Consider the following 23,021-nt stretch of genomic DNA (forward strand, 5'->3'; position numbering starts at 1 on the left):
GCACCGGCACACCCGAACCGGACGACTCCCGCGACGACGAGGACGGAGGACACAGGTCGGAGGGCTCCCCCTCCGACAGCGGCAACGACCCACCCTGACCGAACGACTCCCCCGTCGACGAGGACGGAGAACGCGGCCCGGACGACTCCCCCACCTGCCCTGCCCTGTCCGCACCGCTCGCCGCACTCGCCTCCCTCTCCGCGCCCGCTCCCCTCTCCGGGCCGGACTCCCGGCGTTCACCTCCGCACATCTCCCGTTGCGACTCCCCCGGTGTCTCCCGGCGCTCCCCACCCCCGGGTTCGCCCGCTGCGCTCATCGCGCCGCCCCCTGCCCGGCCGTCTCCCGATGTTCCGGCGTCCAGGGGAACAGTCGTCGCTCTGCCCACACCAGCACCCCGTTGATGACGAGCCCCAAGGTGCCCGCCCACACCACGCCCGCCAGGACGTCCCGCGTGCCGTCCGTGGCCAGGCCCGCCTGGGCGATGAAGATGCCGAGGCCCTCGCCGAAGCCGGAGAGGATCTCCGTGGCGACGGCGAGGATGAGGGCGACGGCCGCGGAGATGCGGATGCCGGCGGCGATGAAGGGGGCCGTGGCGGGGAGTTCGGCGCGCAGCAGGACCGTGAGACGGCCGAAGCCGAAGGCGCGCAGGGTGTCCTTGGTGAGGGGGTCGGTCTCGCCCAGGCCGTAGACGGTGTTGAAGAGGATCGGCCAGACCGAGGCGTAGGTGATGAGCGCGACCTCGGTCTCGGTGCCGGAGCCGAGGAGCAGGGACACCAGGGGGATCAGGGCGACGGAGGGCAGGGGCCGCAGCAGCTCCACGATCGCCCGGGCTGCCGCGTCGACGAGCGGCACGCTGCCGAGCAGGAGTCCGAGCGGTACGGCGATCGCGCAGGCGAGGCCGAGGCCCAGCGCCCAGGCGCGCAGGGTGACACCGATTCCGTCGAGGAAGACGGAGTCTCCCGCCAACTCGACCGCGCGGGCGAGGACTTCGGAGGCGGGCGGCAGATAGCCGCGGCGGACGAGGCCGGCCCGGCTCACCGCCTCGCACACGCCGAACGCGAGCAGTGCACCGAGAAAACCGAGCCACAGTTCCCGACGCACCCTCAGCCGACGCACGTGCCACGCTCCTTCACACCTCACGCCCCGGCGACGCGCTCACTTCACCAGCAACGCCGAAGGGTCGATCGGCTTCTTCAGCATCTTCTGCTTCTCCATCAGCGCGGTGAGCCGGGCGATCTGCGTCCCGTCCATGGTCGCCGGATACACCGGCAGGTCGATTTTCTCCGCCTGCTCCTTGGTGACCTTGGTGTACGTCGGAATCACCGCACGCACCAGGGACGGGTCCGCGTCGACGAGCTTGACGGCCGCCTTCAGGGCCCGTTGGAAGCGGGCGAGCGCGTCGGCGTTCTTCCCGGCGAACTTCTCCGTCGTGAGGTAACCACTGAGCGGGATCGACGCGACGGGCGCGGACGCCCCGTCCACCAGCACCCTGGCGCCCAACTCGTCCTGGACGGAGCTGTCGTAGGGCTCGACCGCGTGCACGGCGTCGACCTGCCCCTTGTCCAGCGCGGCACCCATCTGCGGGAAGGGGATCTGCCGGTAGACGGGACGACCGACCCCCTGCTTCGCCAGGATCTCGTTGAAGGTCAGTGACTGGACGTTGTTGAGGACGTTGACGGCGAGCTTCTTGCCCGCGAGGTCGGCGAGGGTCTTGATGTCCGAGTCCTTCGGCACCAGCACCTCCATCATCCGCGGCGCCGCCCTGATCGCCTCGGCGACGATGCGGATGTCGAGGGTGCCCTGGTCCTGGGCCTGGAAGTAGGTGACGTAGTTCGCGCTCGCGACCATGTCGATCTGCCCCTTGGACAGGGCGGGCAGCGCCTGGAGGCTCTGCTGGATCGGCTGGATGCGGACGTCGAGGCCTTCCTTCTTGAACAGGCCCCGGTTCTGCGCGATGTAGAGCATGGCGGAGTCGCTCAGGGGCAGTGCGGCCACCCTGACCGTCGTACGCCCGCCGTCCGGGGACGAGGAGTCCCCGTCGCCCCCGCAGGCCGTGAGCACCAGCGCGAGGGCGACCGCGCCGGCCGCCGCCTTCCCGCTTCCCGAACGCCAAGGTCGTGATGCCGGTCCCCACGTCATCCGGGCATGATGACCGATCGATCGACGTGATCACCACACCATGCTCAGCCGAATCGTCACACCACGCTCAGCCGAGCCATCACGCCTCGGAGAGAGGCGAAAGGATCTCCTCCGCGACCCAGCCGAGCGCGTCGGGCAGTGCTTCGGTGGCGACCGGCAGCCACAGCGAGCAGGCGGTGAGCCCGGCCTCGGCCAGCCGCCGGAGCTCCTCGCGCACTCGCTCGGCGGACGGATCCGCACCACCCAACGGCTGCCGCCCGGACGGTCGTACGGCAGCCTCGAAGCCCGGCAGTACGAGTATCTGGCCCGCTGTCAGTTCCAACGGCGTGGCCGGATCCCGCCCCGCCTCCTCCCCGAGCTCCGCCAACCAGCCCCGCACCTCGGTGAGTCCGGCCGCGTCGAGCCCGGATCCGTGCCATGCGTCGCCGTACCGCAGCGCCCGGCGCAGAGCCGCGTCGCTGTGGCCGCCGACCCACACCGGCGGCCCACCGGGTGTGCGCGGCCGCACCCCGAGCCGCACCTCGGCCTCGTCGCGCCACAACTTCCGTACGACGTCCAGCTGTTCGTCGGCCCGGCGGCCCCGGCCTGCGAACGGCACGCCGGCGGCCTCGAACTCCGCGGTGTCCCAGCCGGTGCCTACTCCGAGCGTGAACCGGCCGCCGGAGAGCCGGTCGAGCGTGGCGGTCTGGTGGGCGACGACGACCGGGTTGTACAGGGGCAGGATCAGGACGCTGGTCACCAGCCCGATCCGGGTCGTCGCGCCGGCCACGGCGGACAGCAGGACCAGCGGGTCCGGGGTCACGCCCACCGCCCCCGCCAGCAGATGGCTGCTCGCGATGAGATGGTCGAAGCCCAACTCCTCGGCGGTACGGGCGATTTCGAGGACGCCGTCGAGCTCGTCCTCGTGAGCGGGCCACAGTCGGTGCGGTGCGACTCCCAGGCGCATGCGGGGCGACTCCTTTGGCACGAGGGGACAGGGGGCGATGCATCTGGGCCAACAAGGCGACACCCGACGCTCATCCCTTGTCGTGCTTCGTTCTTCACCGATCGACCGGCCCACGAATGGTTGAGATGGACGGGATCAAGTCCCTTCGGGGTCATGTGACATGAGAACCTGATAATGGGAGAGGGGTTCGGACGTAGCCGTCGAGGTGTGTGCCGACAGGGGGTCCTCGATGTTCGGGGCAGAGTTGTTCACCCAGACCGCCGCAGCCGCCGCGGGCACGATGGTCGGGCTGATGACCACGGATGCCTGGCAGGCGGCCCGGCAGCGGATGGCGCGGTTCCTGCGGCGGGAGGACGTCGAGCGGCTGGACCGGGCACGGGCGGAGCTCGACGCGGCACCGCCGGCCCGGCAGGAGATCATGCTGCGGGAGCAGCGGCAGGAGTGGGACACCACCCTGCGCGGTCTGCTGGCCCGCAATCCCGATCTGTCGGGTCTGCTGGCCGAGTTCGTCCAGGAGTTCTCCGGCCTCGCGCGTCCGGTCTTCATCCAGGTCCAGCAGGCCCCGGCCCCGCTGGAGCCCGTTCGTGCCCCGGGTGCGCTGACCGTCGCGCCTCCCCTGGGCCGGCTCGACCGCCGGGTGCGGGGCCGTGAGCCGCTGCTGGACACGCTGAAACAGCTGGTGGGCAAGCCGACTTCGGGTGTGCGGGTGCTGCATGGCATGGGCGGGAGCGGCAAGACGACGGTCGCCCTGGAGATCGCCGCCTATGCCGCCGCGCTGAACGTCGACGTGTGGTGGGTGACGGCGAAGAACCCCGCCACGCTGAGCGCCGGGATGCGCGAGGTGGTGGCAGCGCTGGGCACGCCCGCGGATCTCATCGACCGTGCCTGGTCGGGGCGTTCGAGCGCGACCGACCTGCTGTGGCGGCGGCTGTGCGACACCGCGAGCCCGTGGCTGCTGGTGGTGGACAACGCCGACGAGCCCGAACACCTGGCTCCTTATGGCCGGTTGGCAGAGGGCAGGGGCTGGATCCGGCCCGCCGCTGAGCTGCCCGGTCTGGTGCTGATCACCAGCCGGGACAGCAGCCCGAGGACCTGGGGGCCGTGGGCCACGCTGCACTCGGTCGACGCGCTGGAGGAGGACGACGCCACCGAGGTGCTCTGGGACCTCGCCGGGGAGCGGGCCGGTTCCCGTGAGGACGCGCGGCTGCTGACCCGGCGGCTCGGCGGACTGCCCCTGGCGCTGCGCATCGCGGGTTCGCATCTCGCGGCGGCATCGGCGTTCCCCGCCTGGCCGGGCACGACGACCGTGCGGACGTACGCCGACTACCGCGTGGCCCTCGACGAGCGCTTCGCCGAACTCCTCGACGAGCGCCCGCCCGGGCGGCAGGGCAGCAACTACTCCGTCCCGGTGACCGGTACCTGGGAACTGTCGCTGGACCTCCTGGAGCGGCGGGGCATCGTCCAGGCCCGGCCGCTGATGCGGCTGTTGTGCTGTCTTGGCGAGGCGCCGGTACCGCTGCTCGGCCTGTTGCGGCCCGACCGGCTGGCGGAGTCGTCGGTGCTGCCCGGGGTCACGCCCCAGGAGCTGTACACCGCGCTCACCTCGCTCGCCGACTTCGGTCTGGTCGAGCTGCACACCCCGCGCGGCGGTGACGACCACACGCGCACCCTGCTGATGCACCCCCTGGTCCGGGACGCCGGCCGGCTCCAGCGGGACCTCGCCGAGCACATGCGGGAGTACGCGGCCGTCGTCGCCGACCTGGTCGTCTGCGCCACCGCCGAACTCAGCGAGGACGACCCGTCCGACTGGCCGCGCTGGCGGCTGCTGCTCCCGCACTGCGACGCCCCGCTGGCCCTGATCGGCGACCCGTACGAGGCGGCGGACGACCTGGTCTCCAAGGCGCTGCGGGCGGCGGCGGCCGGGGCCCGGCATCTGATCGGGCGGGGCTGGCTGGACCGGGCCGAGGAGGTCCTCGGCGCGTGTGAGCCGGTGGTGCTCGCGTGCGGTCCTCGGGATCCCGACGCGCTCGAAGTACGGTCCGCGGCCGCCCACTTGCTCCAGTTGCGGGGTCGGCTCGCCGCCGCCGAGACGCTGGTGCGTTCCGTTCTGGAGGACACCCGGGCCCTGTTCGGCGACGGCTCCGGTGAGACCGCCGACGCCCGGTACGCCCTCGCGGAGCTGCTCTGCGACCGGGGCCGGCCCGCGGAGGCCGAGGTCGAGTACCGCTCGGTGTACGCGACGCGTCGCACCCTGCTCGGCGAGCGTGACCCGCAGACGCTGGCCGCCCGCAAGGGCGTGGCCCGCATGTCGCAGCAGCGCGGACTGCTCGCGGAGGCCGAGGAGGAGCACCGCCTGCTGCTCGACGCCTACCGCGACGCGCTCGGTGACCGCCACCCCGACACGCTGGCCGCCCGGCACGACACCGCCCAGGTGCTGCACGAGCGCGGCATGTTCCGCCAGGCCGAGCAGGAGCTGCGCGAGACGCTCCAGGTGTGCGCGGACGTACTGGGCGAACGCCACCCGGGCGCGCTCGCCGTCCGCCACGACCTCGCGGACGTCCTGCGTGACCGCGGCCTGCTCGTGGAGGCGGAGCAAGAGTTCCGTGCGGTGCTCAGGCTGCGCGCCGACGCCTACGGCGAGGACCATCCCGAGACCGTGGCCGCCCGGCACGGCCTGGCCACCGTGCTGCGCGACCGCGGCTGGCCCGGTGACGCGGAGACCGAGTTCCGGGAGGTCTTCGAGGTCCGGCGCAGGCTGCTCGGCGACATGCACCCGCACACCCTGGTGGTCCGGCACAACCTGGCCGACCTGCTGATGGAGCGGGGGCAACTGGAGGCGGCCGAGACGGAGTTCAGGGAGGTGTACGCGGCACGCCGGGAGGTGCTCGGCGAACAGCACCTGCTCACCCTCTCGGTACGGCACGGGGCCGCGCACGTCCTGCACCTGCGCGGCCGTACCGACCGGGCCGAAACCGAGTACCGCACGGTCCTCGCGGACTGTGTGGAGACCCTGGGCCCCCGCCACCCGGGCACGCTCGCGGTCCGCCACAATCTCGCCGACCTGCTCAAGGACCAGGGCCGGTTCGCCGCCGCGGAACAGGAGTTCAGGGAGGTCTACGAGGCCCGGCGGACCGTACTGGGCGAGCAGCATCTGCTGACCCTGTCCGTACGGCACGGCGCCGCGCACGTCCTGCATCTGCGCGGGCACGTCGAGCAGGCGGAGGCGGAGTACCGCACGGTGCTCGCGGACTGTGTGGAGACCCTCGGCCCCCGCCACCCGGGAACCCTGGCGGTCCGCCACAACCTCGCCGACCTGCTGTGTCTCAAGGGTGAACTCGACGCGGCGGAAGCGGAGTTCACGGAGGTGCGGGCGGCCTGCGAGGAGGTGCTCGGCTTACGGCATCCACGGACACTGGCCGCCCGGGAGGCCCTCGCCCGTCTGCGGTCCGAGGATCAGGCGCCCAGGGATCCCGACTCGGCGGCCACCGGCCCGTAGCCCGGGAAGTGTGCCGGGATCTGCGCGAGGTCCCACAGGGAGAGCGTCTTGTCGTCGTAGAAGTCGTCGGACTCGTCGTCGCCGATGACCTGCAGCGGTTCGGGCAGTCCGAAGGGGGCCAGCCGGAGGTTGATGGGCCGCCACCAGCCCGTGACGATGTCGGTGTTGACGGGCGTCCGGGAGAAGGTCGTGGTGAGCAGATAGCGCGAGCCGCTCTCCCGGAAGCGGGTCAGCGCCTCCACCACATGCTGGTAGGAGAAGTGCACGAGGGCGTCCCTGCACACGATGAGATCGACGCGCGGCACGGGCTGGGCGGTGAAGTCGAGCAGCTGGAACTCCCGCCCCGGGCCGGGGTGGTGGGCGCGGTTGGCCGCGACGAGCTCCGCGACGACGTCTCCGCCGAGGTAGGAGGCGCCGTGCAGTTCGACGTGCTGCATCCAGTTCAGGTCCCCGCAGGGCGCGTCCAGCACCGAGCGGACACCCAAGTCCTTGATGAGCGCGCCGAGTCGGCCGATGACCCGCTTCATGCGCTGGAGCTCGGAGCCCGGTCCGGAGCGGGTCTCGTCGGAGCCCCAGCGGTTGGTGCGGTAGATGTCCGTGAACACATCGTGCAGGTCGGGCTCGTCACGGGCGTCCGTGACGTCGACGTAGCGCCGTGCGTCCACGTCGTAGACGGGCTCCCCAGGATTGCTCAGGTACCGCGGGGTCAATGACGTCCTCTTTCGCTGCCCGTCGGCGGGACGTAGGGCAGCCCACCGGTGCACGTCGGCAGCATAACGCTCCTCAGGGCCGGACCTGGATGAGCGCGTGGGTCCCGCTCGTCCGCCAGCGCCGCCCCTCCGCCTCGTCCAGCGCGGCCACCGTACGCCCGTCGAGACCGGTGACCACATCGGACTTCAGGGTGCGCAGAGCGGCGACCGGTCCCGGGAAGTACGCGGTCGCGTCGGCGAACGGCGTGGTCGGCGCCCACCACCGGTCGCCCACCAGACGCCGGTAGTTGAGGTCTCCCTTCAGGACGGTGAGCGCGGCGCCGCCGAGCTCCGCACGAAGGTCGTCCGGCATGTCCGCGTACGGCAGCGGAGCGCAGGAGAACGCGTGCGCGCGCACCCCGAGGCGCCCGTCGGCCATGGCGTCCCACAGCCGGCGCCCGTACGCGGACGCCTCGCCCGGTGCCCGCACGAGCCGGCGCAGCGCGTCGACCACGTCGGCGGTGGTGGCGTCGGAGACGTAGTAGGGGTACGGCTTCACATGCAGCACGGCCCGCTCGACACGGCCGTGTTCGAGGAGGTGGGCAAGGAGCAGCAGATCGGGGATGAGCTCGCGTCCGGCATTGTCGGCGATCAGACACAGGGTGCCGACGCCGTCGAGCAGCGCCCAGAGCCGGTCGCTGTCGTCGGCGACCAGATCCGGTACGGCGTCCCGGCCCTCGGCCTCCCGGTCGGAGAGCCGGAACCCGAGGTCGGCCCGGTTCCCCCACAACGATCCGTGCAGCAGGGCCGCACCCTGCTCCTCGACCGGCAGGGCGGCGAGTTCGTCCAGGGCCGCCAGCTCCTGGTCCGTCTCCGGGGAGTCGAGTTCGGCGAGCTTGGAGGGCCGGAAGGGGTCGATGCCGCGCCAGGGCCCGTCCCCGAAGTAGCCGACGGCGTCGAGGAGCCGCCGGTAGAAGTAGCTCTCGGACCAGAGCCACGGCACGTCGAACCAGGACTGCCCGAGGTAGCCGCCGATCCCCCACTCGGCCCATGACGCGCCGGGGAGCGGCTCGATCGCTCCCTTCGTGCAGTTGTCGAGCAGCGCGTCGAGTGCGCGGTGCTGTTCGGGCCCGTAGGGGAAAGCCTCCCGCACCTGTCCGATGATCGCGGGGTGCCGCTCGGCGAGCACGCTGTGCGGGAAGGAACCGGGTTCGTTGCCGAGGATGACGGCGGCGGCGATGGACATGGACCGACTGTAGCCAGGAACCCGCTCACCCGCTGGTCCGGGACTCCTGCTCCAACTGGCTGACCAGCGCCAGATACCGGGCCCGTCGAGGCACCGGCACCAGCCCCCGGATCATCACGTGCCACATCTCCGCGAGCCGTCGCGGCTGCCGTCCCACCGGTTCCAGATGCCGTCCCACCACGCGTGTACCGACGAAGAAGCACACCAGCGAGTGCGCCACCGCGTCCACATCGGTGTCCGGGTGGAGGTCGGCCTCCTTGACCGCCCCCAGCAGCTTCCCGGTGGCCAGGTCCAGCCACTCGGTGAACGGGTGCCGCAGCGGCGGCCGTACCTCGACTCCCCCCGTGGCGAGCCGAAGTCCGGCCCGGAGCACGGGCCCCTCGACCGACAGGCGCGCTATGCCGAAGGTGACGCGGACCAGCGCCTCCAGCGAGGTGTACCCCCGGGCGTCCACGTCCCCCGCCAGCTGCCGCGACGCCCGCGACTGGATCTCCATGATCGCGTGCGCGAGGTCGTCCTTCGCCGCGAAGTGGAAGTACAGCGCGCCTTTGGTGACTCGGGCGTGCGCGACGATGTCGCTGAGACTGGTCGATTCATAGCCACGGCGGTCGAACAGATCGGCGGCGGCGGTGATGATCGTCGCTCGGGTCTGTTCAGCGCGTAACTGCCTCGGCATCGACTGCACACTCCTGGTACGGAAAAGAACGGGTCATGCCGTTTGTTTTTTACTCCCTGTACACGATATCTCACCCTGCGACGGCACCCACCATGCACTCGAAGACCACCGACTCCCCTTGCAGCGCGATGACTTGTACGTGGGTGCCGTTCTCCTCGCTCACTTCCGTCCAGACCGGCTCGTCGAGCTCCGCGTACTGGTGAAATGTGGCGTGGAACGAGGTCGGCACCCGGTGATCCCGCCCACCGTGCGCCCGTACGGTCTGGCGGGCGGCCTCCAGCAGGAGCATGCCGGGGATGTGGTCCAGGGGATGGTCGAAGAAAACAGGATGAGCGGTATCCACGCGCAGCCGCCAGCGGCCGGGGCGTGCGGCGGGCGAGAGGAGGACGTCGGCGGCGAGGGCCCGGCCGACCGTGTCGGCGGGCAGCGGCGAGGGCAGCGGGCGCGGCAGCCGCAGGGCACCGACGTCGGCGGTACGTCCCCCGCGCAGCCGGCGGTAGACGGACTCGTTCGTCCAGGTCACGGCTATGCGGCCGGTCGCGACCCGCTCACCGCCCAGGCGTACGGCGGCCTCGTAGCGCAGTGCGGCCGGGCGGCCGGCGCGGCGGCGGACCTCCGCGACGGTGATGTCGATGACGGGTTCGGCGGGGGCGGTGCCGACGGCCAGGTGTTCCGGGCGGGTGTCGACCCGCAGTTCCTGGAGGACGAACCGGTGGCCGAGCGGGACCTCGTACTCCGCGTGGGCGAGCAGCGCACCGCACTGGCGGACCGTTTCCGCAACCAGCAGCGGCTCGTAGGCCGAGCGGTCCGGGGACACGTGTAACTGATGGGCGCGCGGCCACTGCGCGGTGATGGTGAACCGGTCGGTGTCCGTCCTGGTCCAGCCGGTGAGGAGGATCTCCGCGACGGCCACGCGGTGGACGAACTCCCGGGGTACGGTCGCCGTCAGGGGCCCGGATCCGGGCCGGGCCTGCACGAACTGCCGTAACTCTGGCATGTCTCCCCCTCGTTCCTCCGAAGCGATGACGGACGGTGAGGTGCCCGTGCCGGTGAGCGATAGAGTACGAGGGATTCCGGTCTGTTTTCAATGTGACCTGATCGAGACCGGACGAGATCCGAACTCGGCGCATGGGAGGGGTTCTTATGGCGAGACAGGAGCGCGCCATCAGGACACGCAGGACGATCGTGGAGGCCGCGGGCGCCGTCTTCGACGAGCACGGGTACGCCGCGAGCACCATCGCGATGGTGCTGGAGCGGGCCGACGTCACCAAAGGTGCCCTGTACTTCCACTTCTCCTCCAAGGAGTCCCTGGCCCAGGCGGTGCTCGACGAGCAGTTGTCCCTGGGGGCCGTGCCGCCGCACCCGTGCAAGGTGCAGGAGATCGTCGACATGACGTTCGTCTTCGGGCAGCGGCTGCGGACCAACTCCCTTCTGAAGGGGAGCGTGCGGCTGACGGTGGACCAGTGCGCGCCGCCCGGCGTCGATCACACGGGACCGTTCCGGCAGTGGAGCGAGCATCTGGTGGCGATGCTGCAAGAGGCGCGGGCCCAGGGGGAGTTGCTGCCGACGGTCGAGCCGCGGGACACGGCGGATCTGCTGGTCGGGGCGTTCGCCGGAGTGCAGTTGATGTCACGGGCGCTGCACGGGCGGGAGGATCTCGCGCACCGGATCTCCGTCATGTGGGCTCATGTGCTGCCCAGCATCGTGGTGCCGGGGCTGCTGGTCGGCCTCGACAGCCGGCCCGATCGCGGGGCACGGGTGCTGGCGTCCCTCGGAAGCGACGAGTTGGTGGGCGCCGAGGCCTGATCGGGGGCGGTCCCTGTCACGGGCGGCACGCAGGTGGGCCGGCCGGTGCCCCATCCGCACCGGCCGGCCCACCCGTTCGGGAGTTCGCTCAGAAGGTGAGCTTCCAGCCGTTGAGCGTGCCCGTGTCCTGCGACGCCGTGTCCTGGACGCGGAGCTTCCAGGTGCCGTTGGCCGTCTCGGAGGAGGCGTTCACGGTGTAGGTGGTGTTGACGTCGTCCGCGGAGTCCGAGGAGCTGGCCGCCTTCAGGCTGTACACCGTGCCGTCCGGGGCGACGAGGCCGATCACCAGGTCACCGCGGTAGGTGTGGGTGATGTCGACGCCGACCTGGAGGGCCGAGGGGGCGTTGCCGCTGCGGCCGCTGACGGCGATGGAGGACTCGATCGCCGAGCCGTTGTCCGGGATGGCGACGGCGGTGGTGCTGGAGAAGGTCGTCCCCGTCGTCGTACCGCCGCCGCTCACGGCCGCCACCGTCTTCGCCGCGTCCGCGAGGCCCGCGCCGCAGCCGCCCGAGCAGGCGCCGGGCAGCGGACGGGCGTTGTTCTTGATGGCGGTCTCGATCTGCGCCGGGGTCAGCGCGGGGTTCGCCGACTTCACCAGCGCGACCAGGCCCGCGATGTGCGGGGTGGCCATGCTGGTGCCCTGGTAGTAGGCGTACGACTCCGAAGAGGGCGTCGAGGCACCGGAGTTGAGGGTGGACAGGATGCCGTTGGCGGTGCCGGTGCTGGTCTGGCCGCCGGGTGCCGAGATGTCCACGAGGGAACCGTAGTTGGAGTACGAGGCCTTGGCGCCGGAGCGGTTGGTCGCGGCGACCGAGATGATGTTGTTGCAGTTGCCCGGCGAGTGTCCTGAGACGTTCTCGTTGTCGTTGCCGGCGGCCACGACGACGGTCGTACCGCGGCTGACGGCGTTGTTGATGGCGGTCTGGGTCGCCGAGGTGCAGGCACCGTCGCCACCGAGGCTCATGTTGATGACCTTGGCGACATTGGTGTTGGCGGGCACGCCGGAGACGGTTCCGCCGGACGCCCAGGTGATGGCGTCGATGATGTCGGAGTCGTAGCCGCCGCACTTGCCGAGCACGCGCACCGGGGAGATCTTCGCGCCGTACGCGATACCCGCGACGCCCTTGCCGTTGTTCGTGACCGCGGCGATGGTGCCGGCGACGTGGGTACCGTGCCAGGAGGAGCTGGAGGCCGGGATGCCCGCGCCGCACGCGCCCGCCGCGTAGTAGTCGCCCGGGTCGGCCGGGTTGCTGTCGCGGCCGTCGCCGTCGACGGAGACCGCGGTGTCGGAGATGAAGTCGTAGCCGCCGACGATGTTCGCGGCGAGGTCGGAGTGGGTGACGTAACCGGTGTCGATGACGGCGACGGTGACTCCGCCGCCGGTCGAAGTCGCCCAGGCGCCCGGCACGTTCATGCCGGCCGTGGACTCGAACAGGTCCCATTGCTTGGCGTACTCGGTGTCGTTCGGGTCGGCCTGCGGCTTGTTCAGGCGGTCCGGTACGACGTAGGCGACCTGCGGGTCGGCCTTGAACTCGGCGACCGCGTCGGCCACTTCGGCCTTGCTGGGGTCGGTGCCCAGGTCGACGAGGGCCGCCCCGGTGCCGAGTCTGCGCTGGAAGTCGGCGTCCTTGGCGGCGGCGTCGGCCTCGGCGGCCTTGTTCGACGTGGCCTCGGCGGCGCCGGACTTGTAGCCGACGATGAGGCGCTCGGCCTGGACGCCGGGGGCGGCCTCGGTGAGCGCGGCCGGGACGGCGGCCTGCCGGCCGGGGGTGTCCTGGGCGACGGCGACGGAGGCCGTACCGACGGAGAGGAGGGCCGCGGAGACGGCGGCGGCGGATATCAGCTTCCGCCGCAGGGAGGGGGACGTACGCAAGGGCTTGCCTTTCGTGGCCGTGCTCCGGGCAGCGCGGAGCAGCAGTCGAATCGCTTCGTCGATGAAGCGGGCGGGGGGTGAAGCCAGGAGCGCGGCGGCCGGCCATACGTGGCGGGCGTGACCCGTTCGGGGTTACCTGTGGGTCAGCTGTGGTCGAACGATAGGCAAAGAGCAGGTCATGCGGATACAGGGGAAACCCTTGATCGGGCCGGAGACACCCCCTCTGCGGTGGCCGGTTGAACGGGGGTGGCCACTTTGCCCGCCTCTGCACGGGACGACCGAGCCGGTGTGCCGGTGAACGCGCGGGGCCCGCGGCCCGTACTGCACGGAAGCCCGTCGTTCCCGCGCCGCCCGAGGAGGCGTTCCGGATGTTCCGGATGCCCTGGACCACCGCCCGTCGTACCAGTGCGGCGGCTGCCGCCGCCCTGACCCCGTTCCTGCTGACCGTGTTCGCGGCGGCGCCCGCGCAGGCCCATGGCGCTCCCACCGATCCGGTCAGCCGGGTCTTCGCCTGCTCCCCCGACGGCGCCTCCTCGGGCACGCCCGCGTGCCGGGCCGCCGTGGCGGCGAACGGCTCGCCCTTCACGGCCTGGGACAACCTGAGGGTCGCGAACGTGAACGGCCGGGACCGGCAGACGATCCCCGACGGGAAGCTGTGCAGCGGCGGCCTGCCCGCCTACAAAGGCCTGGACCTCGCCCGCTCCGACTGGCCGGCCACCCGCCTGTCCCCCGGCGCGACCCTGACCATGAAGTACGTCTCGACGATCCCGCACACCGGCACGTTCCGCATGTACCTCACCGAGCCCGGCTACGACCCGTCGAAGCCGCTGAAGTGGTCCGATCTGCCGGAGCAGCCGTTCGCCCAGGTGAAGGACCCGGCGCTGACAGGCGGCGCGTACCGGATCCGGATGACGTTGCCGAAGGACCGCACGGGTCGGCAGGTGCTGTACACGATCTGGCAGAACAGCAGCACGGCGGACACGTACTACTCGTGCTCGGACGTGGTGTTCCCGGCGGCGGCCGGCAAGGGCGGGGGCAAGGCGAGCGCCGCCGCGTCGCCGAGCCGTTCGAAGGCGGCGGAGAAGAAGCCCGCGCAGAGCCCGACGCCGGCCACTCCCGCCGTCACACCCTCGCCGACACCGTCCGTGGCACGTTCGGCGGGTGCCGCCGTGCCCGACTCCACTCCGGTGGCGGCCGACGCCGATCCCGCCTCCGGACCGTCCGCGCCCATGATGGCGGGCGGCGCCGCCGCGGTGCTGGTGCTCACCGGGGGCGCCGCCCTGGCGCTTCGTCTGCGCCGGCGCTGAACTACGCGGTCACGGAGTTCAGTTGACGTAGACCGGCTCGCCGCCCGCGGTCACCGGGCTGTACTTCGCGGTCCAGAAACCGCTGGCGGGGCACAGCGAGGAACCGGACGTCCGGCTGAACTGCTGGTTGGCGAACTTGATGCTGTTGCCGGTGTTGTCGGCCGTACCGGCCAGGCCGGACGCCGCCTGGTAGACACAGCTGACGCTGCCCAGCAGGGTGCGCAGCACGACGGTGGTCTGGATGGCGGAACCGCTCGCCGGGGTCACGGCCACGGAGCCGTCGGAGGACACGGCCGTGGTGTACGGCAGGTTGTTCACCGTGATGCTGGTGACGCCGAGGACGCCGACCACGTTCGAGGAGCAGCCACTGAAGGTCTGGCCGGTCAGGGACTCGGTGGCGGTGCCCGGCGCGGTCGGGTTGCCGCTGACCGTGGCGGTGAAGGTGGAGGCCGTGCAGGTGATCCCGCTGGTGCCCGTCGAGCTGGAGTAGAGGGTCGCGGTGGTACCACTGGCCAAGGAGGCGCTGATGGCGGTGCCCTCGGCGACGGGGGCACCGCCGACCGAGCCGGTGGTGAGGACCGGGACATCGGCCGCCGCGGCGGGGGCGGACGCGGCCACGGCGACGGGCAGCGCGAACGCGGCGGCAGCGGCGGTGAGGGAGAGCAGAGAACGCATACGCATGCGGGGTTGCCTCTTTCGTGAGGTGAGGGTGGGTGTGGGGGGCGCGGACGCGCGTCGGCGTCCCGCCGTTGCCGGTCCGTCACGCCTTCTCCGTACGTGACGGACCGGCAACGGCATCAGACCGGTGACCGGCCGGCTGCCCCATGGGGGAGGGTCCGGCCGGGCCGGGTGAGAGAGGGCGCGCCCGGTGCGGCCCGGGGTGATCGGCCGGTTCGGGTGCCGTGGAGGGGCAGACTCGGGCGGTGGAGAACCCGTGAGGGACAGCTGGTCCGGGAATGCGGGCAGGTGCCGCCCGACGGCTTGGATCCGGCGCCACGGATCCGAGCAAGCCAGGGAGAGTTGTAGACCTGATCATCCGTCAACGTCAAGGTGTTGTAGGGGAGTTGATTATCGATCAGCGCTTTTTGTCGCCGTCGGAAGGGTTGTTGATCACCGGGGCCACATAATCGACACCCTTTACTCACAACTTGCTTGACCCACGGGCGTAACCGCCGGTAACTTCCGTGGCATTACTGCGGAGTACGGGAAAGCCCTTGCAGCCGCCGGGGGTTGGGAGGAGACGTACGCCGCAGCCGCTGTCCGCGCCAGGACAACAAGCCACTGAAGCCGCACATCCGCACGTGAGCCCCACTTGCGTTGACTATGCCCCTGGGAGCAGCACATGGCCTCGTCCGTCGGCACCACCCCCGAGACCCCTGAAAGCGGTTCCGCACCCGAAGCCCCCGCCAGTTCCGCGAGACGCGGGCGGGTCCGGGGCCGCCGGGCCGCGATCATGGCCGTACCGGCCGTCGCGATCACCGCGGGTCTCGCGATCATGACCGCCGAGGGTGCTCTGGGGGTCCAGTTCGCCATCTCCGGCATGGCCTTCACGGTCACCGCGGAGAGCCTCGACGGCACCGGGTTCGAGCAGTTCGGCGGTCTCGACAACATGGCGGACAACAGCCCGAACGCCGGCGACTCCGGCGGGCAGGTGCTGGTCGTGACCTCCGCCATCAAGAACGCGACGCTCTCCAAGCTGTGCCAGAGCGTCGACCTGGGCGGCACCAACCTGAAGATCGAGGCGGGCAACGGGAAGGACAAGGTCCAGGCGACCGACCTGACCACGGACTCGACCGAGCTCACCGGTAACGCCTCGTTCGACAACATCGAGATCGGCAACGACGCCAGCACCCTCACCAAGGCGGGGGTGAAGGGCCCCCTCGGCGTCTTCAGCCAGCAGGCCGACACCGTGCACATCGGCGACCTGCGGCAGACCAACTACGCGACCACGGCAGGCGTGTTCAAGCTGCCCGGCCTCAAGCTCAGCTTCAGCGGCAAGGCCTGCTGATGGAAGGTCAGGAGCCGGTGGGCGGTGCCGGGCCGACAGGCGGACAGCAGCCCGTGGCAGAGCAGGACGCGTTCACCCGCTGGGTGTACGGACGCCCCTTCTTCGGCGGTCTCTGGCTCACCCTGGGCGGGGCCTGGATCCTGCTCACCATGAAGGCCTCGGTGAAGGTCGTCATGCACGTCGGGATGCAGGGCGTGGCGGGTTACCTCCTGCCGAGCCTGATGGTGCTGCTGGGGCTGCTGATCCTCTTCAGCCCCGACCAGCGACTGTTCTACTCGATCACCGGCGTCCTGATCTCCATGGGCACCTGGGTCACCTCGAACCTGGGCGGCTTCATGGTCGGCCTCCTGCTGGGGGTCGTGGGAAGCGTCATGACCTTCGGCTGGCTGCCCGATCAGGATCCGCGGGCGAGCCGGCGAGAGCGGCCCGGGCCGGCTCGGCCGACGACCCAGGACGGCCCTGCGACCCACACAGGACACAACGGCACCGACACCCCCACGGCTCAGACCGTGACGGCCGTCGGAACACCGAGGACCGCCCAGTAACCCGGACGAGCGGACCGCTCCGGCAGCCGGCTCGCGCATCCGCCTTCCCCCTCCCGGGGCCCGGACCGCGCAGGCACGCCCGTCAGACGCCGGGCAGCCTGCGCGGTTCGACGCGTTCCTCGACCGTCCTGTCGCCGTCGCGTGTGACGAGGCAGGCACCCTTGCCGGGCACCTCGGTCACGGCCTCGACGAGTTCGGTGGCTCGGTAGACCAGGGGGCGGCGGCCCGGGTCGCTGTCGTAGTGCACTCCGTTGCCGTACGGCAGAAAGCCCAACGCATCGGTGAGCGCCGATGGTCTGGGGGACGATCACCGCCGCCGGCTCCCTGCACCGCCCGGGAGGCGATCAGAACCCCTACGGCGGGGGCCAGGGCGCAGGCGACGGAGGCGAGCGTGAAGCCCGCGACGCCCGCGACGAACAGCCGCTTGCGGCCGAGGATTTTCCGAGCCGTCCGCCGGTGACGAGCAGCACCGCGAACGGCAGGGTGTAGGCGGCGCCGAACCACTGCACGTCGGACACCGCCCCGCCCAGGTCGGCGTGGATGGCGGGCGCGGCGACCTGGACGACGGTCGCGTCCAGCGCCGTATCGAGGATTTCTTCCGTCCGGGGGGACCGGGAAGAGGAAAACGCACACCGGCCGAGGGGTCCGGGACGCGGACGTGGCGTGCGGTCTCCTCCGCACAGGCACGTGAAGATCATTACGATGCGGAACCGAGAAGTCACTACAAGGGGCTGATCACTTGACTACCGGCGGTCACACGCGGTTGGCTCCTGGCCAGTGAAAGTTCCACGGCCGACGCACCCGCGTTCCGGCCGCACTTTCGCGTTCCGCCTGCCAGGCCGCACAGCGAGGTGCCGCACGCCATGAACACTCCTCCCCCACCTCGGACTTCCTCCAGATCCCTGCGCGTGGCCGCCGTCACCTCCGTCACCCTCCTGCTGCTCGCCGGCTGCTCCGGCGCCGGCGGTGGCTCCCGCCTCGGCACGGGCGCGGACGCGGCGAAGGGCGCGGACGGCTCAGGGCTGAAGATCGCCCTGATCACCCACGGCGGCGAGGGCGACGCCTACTGGGAACGCGTGCAGAAGGGGGCCGAGGCCGCCGCCGCGAAGGACGGTGTCGACCTGACGTACGCCAACGACTCCGATCCGGCGGGGCAGGCCCAGCTGGTGCGCGACGCGATCGGCGACCGGGTCGACGGCATCGCGGTGACCCTGGCCAAACCGGCCGCGATGAAGGCCCCGGTGGCCGCGGCACGGGCCGCCGGCATTCCGGTGGTGGGCCTCAACTCCGGTATCGACGCCTGGAAGTCGCAGGGACTGCTGGAGTACTTCGGCCAGGACGAGATCGTGGCCGGCGCCGCCGTCGGCGACAAGCTGAACGCCCTGAAGGTCAAGCACGCGCTGTGCGTCATCCACGAGCGGGGCAATGTCGCCCTGGAGGCGCGCTGCGCCGGAGTGAAGAAGGCGTTCGGCGGCGAGACCGAGAACCTGTACGTGGAGGGCACCGACCCCGAGGCCGTGGACACCGTCCTCACGGCCAGGCTGCGGCAGAACCCCGGCATCGACGAGATCGTCACCCTCGGCGCGCAGTTCGCGCTGGACGCCGTGGACTCGGTGAAGGCCGTCGGCGGCAAGGCCCACGTCGCCACCTTCGACCTCAACAACGACCTGGTCAAAGCGGTCCGCGCCGGGGACGTGCAGTTCGCGGTGGACCAGCAGCCGTATCTGCAGGGCTACCTCGCCGTGGACTCGCTGTGGCTGTACCGGACCAACGGCAACATCAGCGGGGGCGGGGTGGCTCCCGTGCTCACCGGGCCCGCGTTCGTCACCCGGACGAACGTCGCCGCGGTCGCGAAGTTCGCCGCCGCGGGCACGCGGTGACCTCCCTCCCGACAACCGCATCTCCCCCGACCGTCTCCCCGACCGGCCCACTCCGCTCTCCCTGACCGCCCAAGGACGACCATGCCCGACCGGAAAGGCGCCCGCCGCCGCCTCGGCTCCATACGTCTCTCCCTCATCATGCTGGCGCTGGTGCCGAGCGTGACGCTCGCCGCGATGTGGGGTGTGACGACCACGCAGTTGTTCTCGGAAGGCCTGCGGCTGCGCTCCCAGACCGAGCTGAGCAGGTCGACCGGCGCGATGGGCACCGAGACCACGCTCGCGCTGCAGGGGGAACGCGCGGTGTCCGCCGCCTGGCTGGCCAGGGTCCCCGGTTCCCGGACCGCCCTGGACGAGAAGCGGGCGGCCACGGACGCGGCGGTCGCCCAGCTCGTGCGGCGGTCCGAGGAGATCCAGCGGGCGCCCGCGCGCATCGCCGACCAGCTGTACTCCGTTCTCGGCTCGGTGGGCAGCCTGGAGTACTACCGCGACCAGGTGGACCACCCCACCGACATCACCGCCGAGCAGGCCCTCGACCAGTACACGTCGATCATCGACGACCAGATCCACGCCTACCAGCAGCTCTCGCAGGTCGACGACGGCGACCTCACCTCTCAGGCCGGGCCGCTCGTCGCCCTCGAACACGCGGCGGAGCTGACCTCGCAGGAGGATGTGGCGCTGACCCTGGCCTGGCCGTCCGGGCATCTCGACGAGAAGGCCTGGGAGCACTTCGTCCAGCTGGTCAACACACGCCGGTGGCTCGTCGAGGACCAGATCGTGCCCGCCCTGAGCGGCGGCGCGAAGACGCAGACCGAGGCGATCCTGTCGAGCGCGGACTGGCGGACCCTCACGGCGGTCGAGGACCAGGCCCTCGCCGCGCGCCCGGCCGACGGCACCGGGCGGGTGGCCCTGCCGGACGCGGGCAAACGGTGGTCGGCCGCGATGACGAGGGTCTCCGTCCGCTACACCGGCCTCATCCGGCAGCAGACCTCGGGGCTGCTGACCCGGAGCGCGGACAAGGCGCACGAGCAGTTGCTGACGGCGGGCTCCCTGAGCGCGGGCGGACTGATCGCGCTGCTGATCTGCCTCGTCATGTCCTGGCGGATCACCCGTTCGCTGTCCCGGCGGCTGCGGGGCCTGCGGGAGGCCACGCTGGGCCTGGCCCAGGAGCGGCTGCCGGACGTGGTCGCGCGCCTGGAGCGGGGCGAGAAGGTCGATGTGGACCGGGCCGCACCGGAGTTGGACTACGGCTCGGACGAACTGGGGCAGGTGGCCAAGGCGTTCAACACGGCACAGCGGACGGCCGTGGTGACCGCCGTCGAACTCGCCGACACGCGGCGGGGGTTCCAGAAGGTGATCCTCGGGATCGCCCGGCAGAGCCAGAACCTGGTCAACCTCCAGCTCAGCCGGCTGGACACCCTGGAGCGCGAGCACCAGGACCCGGACGTCCTGTCGGGGCTGTACGAACTCGACTCCACGGCCAGCCAGTTGCGGCGGTACGAGGAGAACCTGGTCATCATCAGCGGCGGGCAGCCGCGGCGCAGCTGGACCGAGCCGGTCGCACTGATCGACATCCTGCGCAGTGCGGTGGGCGAGGTCGCCGAGTACCAGCGGGTGGAGGTGCGCACCGAGGAGGAGGTCTGTGTGGCCCCGCCCGCGGTCGCGGACGTGATCCATCTGCTGGCCGAACTGATCGAGAACGCCACGCTGTACTCGCCCGCGCCGAGTCCGGTCGGGGTACGGGCCGGGCTGGTCGCCAAGGGGCTGGCCATCGAGGTCGAGGACCGGGGCCTCGGCATGTCGGAGGAGGAATACGCCGCCTTCAACGCCCAATTGGCCCAGGCCCCCAAGTTCGACGTGGTCGCCCTCGCCGACGACCTCCGCCTCGGCATGTTCGTCGTCGCCCGCCTCGCCAACCGCCACGGCATCCAGGTGACCCTGCGCTCCTCGCCGTACGGCGGAACGACGGCGATCGTGCTGATCCCGCACGAGATCGTCGTACGGGAGGAGGACGAGCCGGAGAGCCGGGGCGGAGCGAAGGCAACGGTGACCGCAGGAGCGACGACCGGGGAGACGGAACCGGCCGCGGCTCCGACGGGCGCCGAGCGCGGGGCGGGCCCGGCAGCAGTCGGGACGGACACCCCGCGCCCGGAGGACCCGGCAGGCCATACGCAGGCCGGGGACCCGGCAGAGCCGGCGGGTGCGCCGGGCGCGGAGCCGACGGCCGGAGCGGTGTCCGGTCGGGCGGGTTCCCGGCCGCTCCCGGCGGCGCGCGACACCGCCGCCCCCCGCCCCGACGGGCTCACCCCGCTCCCCCGGCGGGTGCCGCAGACCAGTCTCGCCGTCGAACTGCGCGAGGAGGCCCCGGCCGCTTGCCAGGAGGAGGACGCCGACGAGTTCACCGCGGACCACGCGGCCTCCTCGCTCGCCGGGTTCCAGCGCGGCACGCTCCGCGCCCGGGACGAGGACGACCTCCTCGACACCCCTGAGGACGCGTTCGCGCCCGGGGAGGTGACCACCGCCGACACGAACGGCCGGCCCGGCGCTCCGGAGGCCCCGCCCGTCGCCGCCCGTACTCCCGACACCGATCGCTCATGAAGGACACGCCATGACACGCCCCACCCCCGCCACGCACGCCCAGCTGGACCAGCTGCTCACCGGACTCGTGGAGCGGGTCGCCGACGTGACGCAGGCCGTCGTGCTCTCGGAGGACGGGCTGGTCGTCAGCAAGTCCACCGGGTTCCTGCGCGACGACGCCGAGCGGCTGGCGGCGACCGCGTCCGGTCTGATGAGCCTGAGCAAGGGCGTCAGCATGGACTTCCGGGGCGGCCCGGTGCGCCAGGCGCTCATCGAGATGGCCAACAGTTTCCTGATCCTCACCTCCGCGGGGCCAGGCGCCCACCTCGTCGTCCTCACCGGGCCGAACGCCGACGTCGGTGTGGTGGCGTACCAGATGAACATGCTGGTGAAGAAGATCGGCGAGCACCTCAGCGCGGCACCACGGGCCGGCATCGGCCCCACCGGCGGGTGAGGTGACCGACAGTGACGCGGCCGGCCGGCTGGTGCGACCGTTCGCCCTGACCGGGGGACGGACCCGGCCCAGCCGCGCCGACTTCACCCTCATCACGACGGTGACCGCGGTGGACCCGCCGCCGGAGGGGTCCCCCCGGCCGCAGGCCGAGCAGAGCCGCATCCTGCGCCGGTGCGCCCGCCCGGTCGCCGTGGCGGAGCTGGCCGCGCTGCTCGACCTCCCGGTCAGCGTGGTCGTGATCATGCTGTGCGACCTCCTGGAGGCGGGCCTGATCACCGCGCACCCGCCGCGTCCCGTCTCGCCCCGCACCCCGGACCTGGACCTGTTGCAGAAAGTGAGGGAAGGCCTTGGCAGGCTCTGACGCGCTCGCCACCGGGACAGCCGCTCCCGCCGCACCCGACACCGTCAAGATCCTCATCGCCGGGGGCTTCGGGGTCGGCAAGACCACCATGGTCGGGTCGGTCAGCGAGATCACCCCGCTGCGTACGGAGGAACCCCTCACCGTGGCCGGTCTGGGCGTCGACGATCTCGCCGGGATCGAGGAGAAGCGGGCCACCACCGTGGCCATGGACTTCGGCCGGATCACCATCAGCGACGAGCTCGTGCTGTACCTCTTCGGCACCCCGGGCCAGCAGCGGTTCTGGTTCATGTGGAACGACCTCGCCGTCGGGGCCCTCGGCGCGGTCGTCCTGATCGACGTACGGCGCCCGGAGTCGAGCTTCGCCGCCGTGGACTTCTTCGAGCGCCGGCGCATCCCCTTCGTCGTCGCCGTGAACGGTTTCGACGGCCGGCACCCGTACCCGGCCGACGACATCAGGGAGTCCCTGGCCCTGCCGGCGGACGTCCCGGTGGTGCTGTGCGACGCACGGCGGCGCGAGTCGTCCCGGGACGTGCTGATCGCCCTCCTGGACCTGCTGATCGCCGCGGCCGTCGACTGAGGCGGGAAGAGGTCGGGGTCGGGTATCTCCCGGTCGAAGGGGAACATCGGCCGACGGATGCGGTGGTGCCCGAGGCACGGCAGGTCCTGGTCGACGCCGCCCGGCGTGAGGGCCGTCTTCCAGTCGGCTGGCCATCGCGAACAGCTCGGGCTCCAGACGGCGAACACGACTTCACCGACCTGGAGTTGGCGCCGCGCGAGGCGGTACGGCTTCCTCAGCCGGGTCAGGATCACATACAGGCCGCCGCCCACCCGCAGCACGGCCTCGGTCACCGCGGGCTCGTCACCGTGCCGGATCGCGTGGACCACACCGGTCGGGGTCGGCGGGCCCGCGTACCGGTCGTCGACCTCCGCACCCGCGGTGACAGTAACCCTTGCGCCCACACCGGCCTGCACGGCCGCGTCGTCGACGGCGGACGGACCCGGGAGCGAGCCATAGACGACC

At 71.5% G+C, this 23,021-nt stretch carries 19 protein-coding genes and 2 pseudogenes; 10 read left to right on the forward strand and 11 right to left on the reverse strand.

The window, feature by feature from the left end; all coding sequences use genetic code 11:
* Nucleotides 1-312: 312 nt before the first annotated feature.
* From H293_RS0132845 to H293_RS0132855, 3 genes are all read right to left on the reverse strand, one after another.
* Nucleotides 313-1,116, reverse strand: coding sequence for an ABC transporter permease (locus tag H293_RS0132845; protein WP_259294572.1), 804 nt, complete (start codon nucleotides 1,114-1,116; stop codon nucleotides 313-315).
* A 39-nt stretch (nucleotides 1,117-1,155) separates the two neighbouring features.
* Nucleotides 1,156-2,139 (reverse strand): ABC transporter substrate-binding protein, encoded by a 984-nt coding sequence (locus tag H293_RS0132850; RefSeq protein ID WP_051138193.1) that lies wholly within the window; start codon nucleotides 2,137-2,139, stop codon nucleotides 1,156-1,158.
* A gap of 79 nt (nucleotides 2,140-2,218) precedes the next feature.
* The gene (locus H293_RS0132855) at nucleotides 2,219-3,085 is read right to left on the reverse strand and encodes a TIGR03619 family F420-dependent LLM class oxidoreductase (protein ID WP_020122067.1); all 867 of its coding nucleotides are present in this window, start codon (nucleotides 3,083-3,085) and stop codon (nucleotides 2,219-2,221) included.
* Between the two features lie 229 nt (nucleotides 3,086-3,314).
* Here H293_RS0132855 and H293_RS61495 point away from each other — a divergent pair, with 229 nt between their 5' ends.
* Entirely contained in the window at nucleotides 3,315-6,581 is a 3,267-nt protein-coding gene (locus tag H293_RS61495) for a tetratricopeptide repeat protein (RefSeq protein WP_028808401.1), read from the forward strand.
* Here the strand turns inward: H293_RS61495 and H293_RS0132865 are convergent.
* The 4 genes from H293_RS0132865 to H293_RS0132880 form a co-directional block, all read right to left on the reverse strand.
* Nucleotides 6,539-7,291, reverse strand: a complete 753-nt coding sequence (locus H293_RS0132865) for a class I SAM-dependent methyltransferase (RefSeq protein ID WP_020122068.1) — start codon at nucleotides 7,289-7,291, stop codon at nucleotides 6,539-6,541. The two genes, H293_RS61495 and H293_RS0132865, sit on opposite strands and share 43 nt — an antisense overlap.
* 73 nt (nucleotides 7,292-7,364) lie before the next feature.
* Nucleotides 7,365-8,516 (reverse strand): damage-control phosphatase ARMT1 family protein, encoded by a 1,152-nt coding sequence (locus H293_RS0132870; protein WP_020122069.1) that lies wholly within the window; start codon nucleotides 8,514-8,516, stop codon nucleotides 7,365-7,367.
* A gap of 25 nt (nucleotides 8,517-8,541) precedes the next feature.
* Nucleotides 8,542-9,192, reverse strand: a complete 651-nt coding sequence (locus tag H293_RS0132875) for a ScbR family autoregulator-binding transcription factor (protein ID WP_020122070.1) — start codon at nucleotides 9,190-9,192, stop codon at nucleotides 8,542-8,544.
* 70 nt (nucleotides 9,193-9,262) lie between these two features.
* Nucleotides 9,263-10,189, reverse strand: a complete 927-nt coding sequence (locus H293_RS0132880; RefSeq protein ID WP_028808402.1) for a ScbA/BarX family gamma-butyrolactone biosynthesis protein — start codon at nucleotides 10,187-10,189, stop codon at nucleotides 9,263-9,265.
* A gap of 146 nt (nucleotides 10,190-10,335) precedes the next feature.
* Here H293_RS0132880 and H293_RS0132885 point away from each other — a divergent pair, with 146 nt between their 5' ends.
* On the forward strand, nucleotides 10,336-10,998 hold the full coding sequence (locus H293_RS0132885; protein ID WP_020122072.1) for a ScbR family autoregulator-binding transcription factor: 663 nt from the start codon (nucleotides 10,336-10,338) through the stop codon (nucleotides 10,996-10,998).
* 88 nt (nucleotides 10,999-11,086) lie between these two features.
* Here H293_RS0132885 and H293_RS0132890 read toward each other — a convergent pair whose 3' ends face one another.
* Nucleotides 11,087-12,871 carry a S8 family peptidase gene (locus H293_RS0132890; protein WP_020122073.1) on the reverse strand — a complete coding sequence of 595 codons (1,785 nt, stop codon included), beginning with the start codon at nucleotides 12,869-12,871 and terminating at the stop codon, nucleotides 11,087-11,089.
* A 368-nt stretch (nucleotides 12,872-13,239) separates the two neighbouring features.
* Between H293_RS0132890 and H293_RS0132895 the strand changes: the two genes are divergently transcribed.
* Nucleotides 13,240-14,178, forward strand: coding sequence for a lytic polysaccharide monooxygenase (locus tag H293_RS0132895; RefSeq protein WP_020122074.1), 939 nt, complete (start codon nucleotides 13,240-13,242; stop codon nucleotides 14,176-14,178).
* Between the two features lie 18 nt (nucleotides 14,179-14,196).
* Here H293_RS0132895 and H293_RS0132900 read toward each other — a convergent pair whose 3' ends face one another.
* Nucleotides 14,197-14,859 carry a hypothetical protein gene (locus H293_RS0132900; RefSeq protein WP_028808404.1) on the reverse strand — a complete coding sequence of 221 codons (663 nt, stop codon included), beginning with the start codon at nucleotides 14,857-14,859 and terminating at the stop codon, nucleotides 14,197-14,199.
* Between the two features lie 661 nt (nucleotides 14,860-15,520).
* On the opposite strand from H293_RS0132900, the gene H293_RS0132905 reads away from it, so the two are divergent.
* The gene (locus tag H293_RS0132905; protein ID WP_020122076.1) at nucleotides 15,521-16,186 is read left to right on the forward strand and encodes a DUF6230 family protein; all 666 of its coding nucleotides are present in this window, start codon (nucleotides 15,521-15,523) and stop codon (nucleotides 16,184-16,186) included.
* Nucleotides 16,187-16,203: 17 nt separating this feature from the next.
* Nucleotides 16,204-16,731, forward strand: a complete 528-nt coding sequence (locus H293_RS0132910; protein WP_020122077.1) for a DUF6114 domain-containing protein — start codon at nucleotides 16,204-16,206, stop codon at nucleotides 16,729-16,731.
* An 82-nt stretch (nucleotides 16,732-16,813) separates the two neighbouring features.
* Here H293_RS0132910 and H293_RS0132915 read toward each other — a convergent pair.
* Nucleotides 16,814-17,032, reverse strand: a pseudogene (locus H293_RS0132915) (peptidase E); the annotation flags it as partial.
* Nucleotides 17,033-17,594: 562 nt separating this feature from the next.
* Here H293_RS0132915 and H293_RS0132925 point away from each other — a divergent pair.
* The 5 genes from H293_RS0132925 (at nucleotide 17,595) to H293_RS0132945 (ending at nucleotide 22,577) form a co-directional block, all read left to right on the forward strand.
* Nucleotides 17,595-18,611: a substrate-binding domain-containing protein gene (locus tag H293_RS0132925; RefSeq protein ID WP_028808406.1), complete on the forward strand. Its 1,017-nt coding sequence runs from the start codon at nucleotides 17,595-17,597 to the stop codon at nucleotides 18,609-18,611.
* 81 nt (nucleotides 18,612-18,692) lie between these two features.
* Nucleotides 18,693-21,206: a sensor histidine kinase gene (locus H293_RS0132930; RefSeq protein WP_020122081.1), complete on the forward strand. Its 2,514-nt coding sequence runs from the start codon at nucleotides 18,693-18,695 to the stop codon at nucleotides 21,204-21,206.
* A 10-nt stretch (nucleotides 21,207-21,216) separates the two neighbouring features.
* Nucleotides 21,217-21,639, forward strand: a complete 423-nt coding sequence (locus tag H293_RS0132935) for a roadblock/LC7 domain-containing protein (protein WP_020122082.1) — start codon at nucleotides 21,217-21,219, stop codon at nucleotides 21,637-21,639.
* 1 nt (nucleotide 21,640) lies between these two features.
* Nucleotides 21,641-22,000: a DUF742 domain-containing protein gene (locus tag H293_RS0132940; protein ID WP_020122083.1), complete on the forward strand. Its 360-nt coding sequence runs from the start codon at nucleotides 21,641-21,643 to the stop codon at nucleotides 21,998-22,000.
* Complete coding sequence (locus H293_RS0132945; protein WP_020122084.1) at nucleotides 21,987-22,577, forward strand: GTP-binding protein; 591 nt, start codon at nucleotides 21,987-21,989, stop codon at nucleotides 22,575-22,577. The genes H293_RS0132940 and H293_RS0132945 overlap by 14 nt, the downstream gene beginning before the upstream one ends.
* A gap of 8 nt (nucleotides 22,578-22,585) precedes the next feature.
* Here H293_RS0132945 and H293_RS55470 read toward each other — a convergent pair.
* Nucleotides 22,586-23,021 (reverse strand): annotated as a pseudogene (locus H293_RS55470) (MlrC C-terminal domain-containing protein); the annotation flags it as partial.

Origin of the sequence: Streptomyces canus 299MFChir4.1 (genome assembly GCF_000383615.1) — a bacterium.
In the GTDB taxonomy this organism is placed as follows: Bacteria; Actinomycetota; Actinomycetes; order Streptomycetales; family Streptomycetaceae; genus Streptomyces; species Streptomyces canus_C.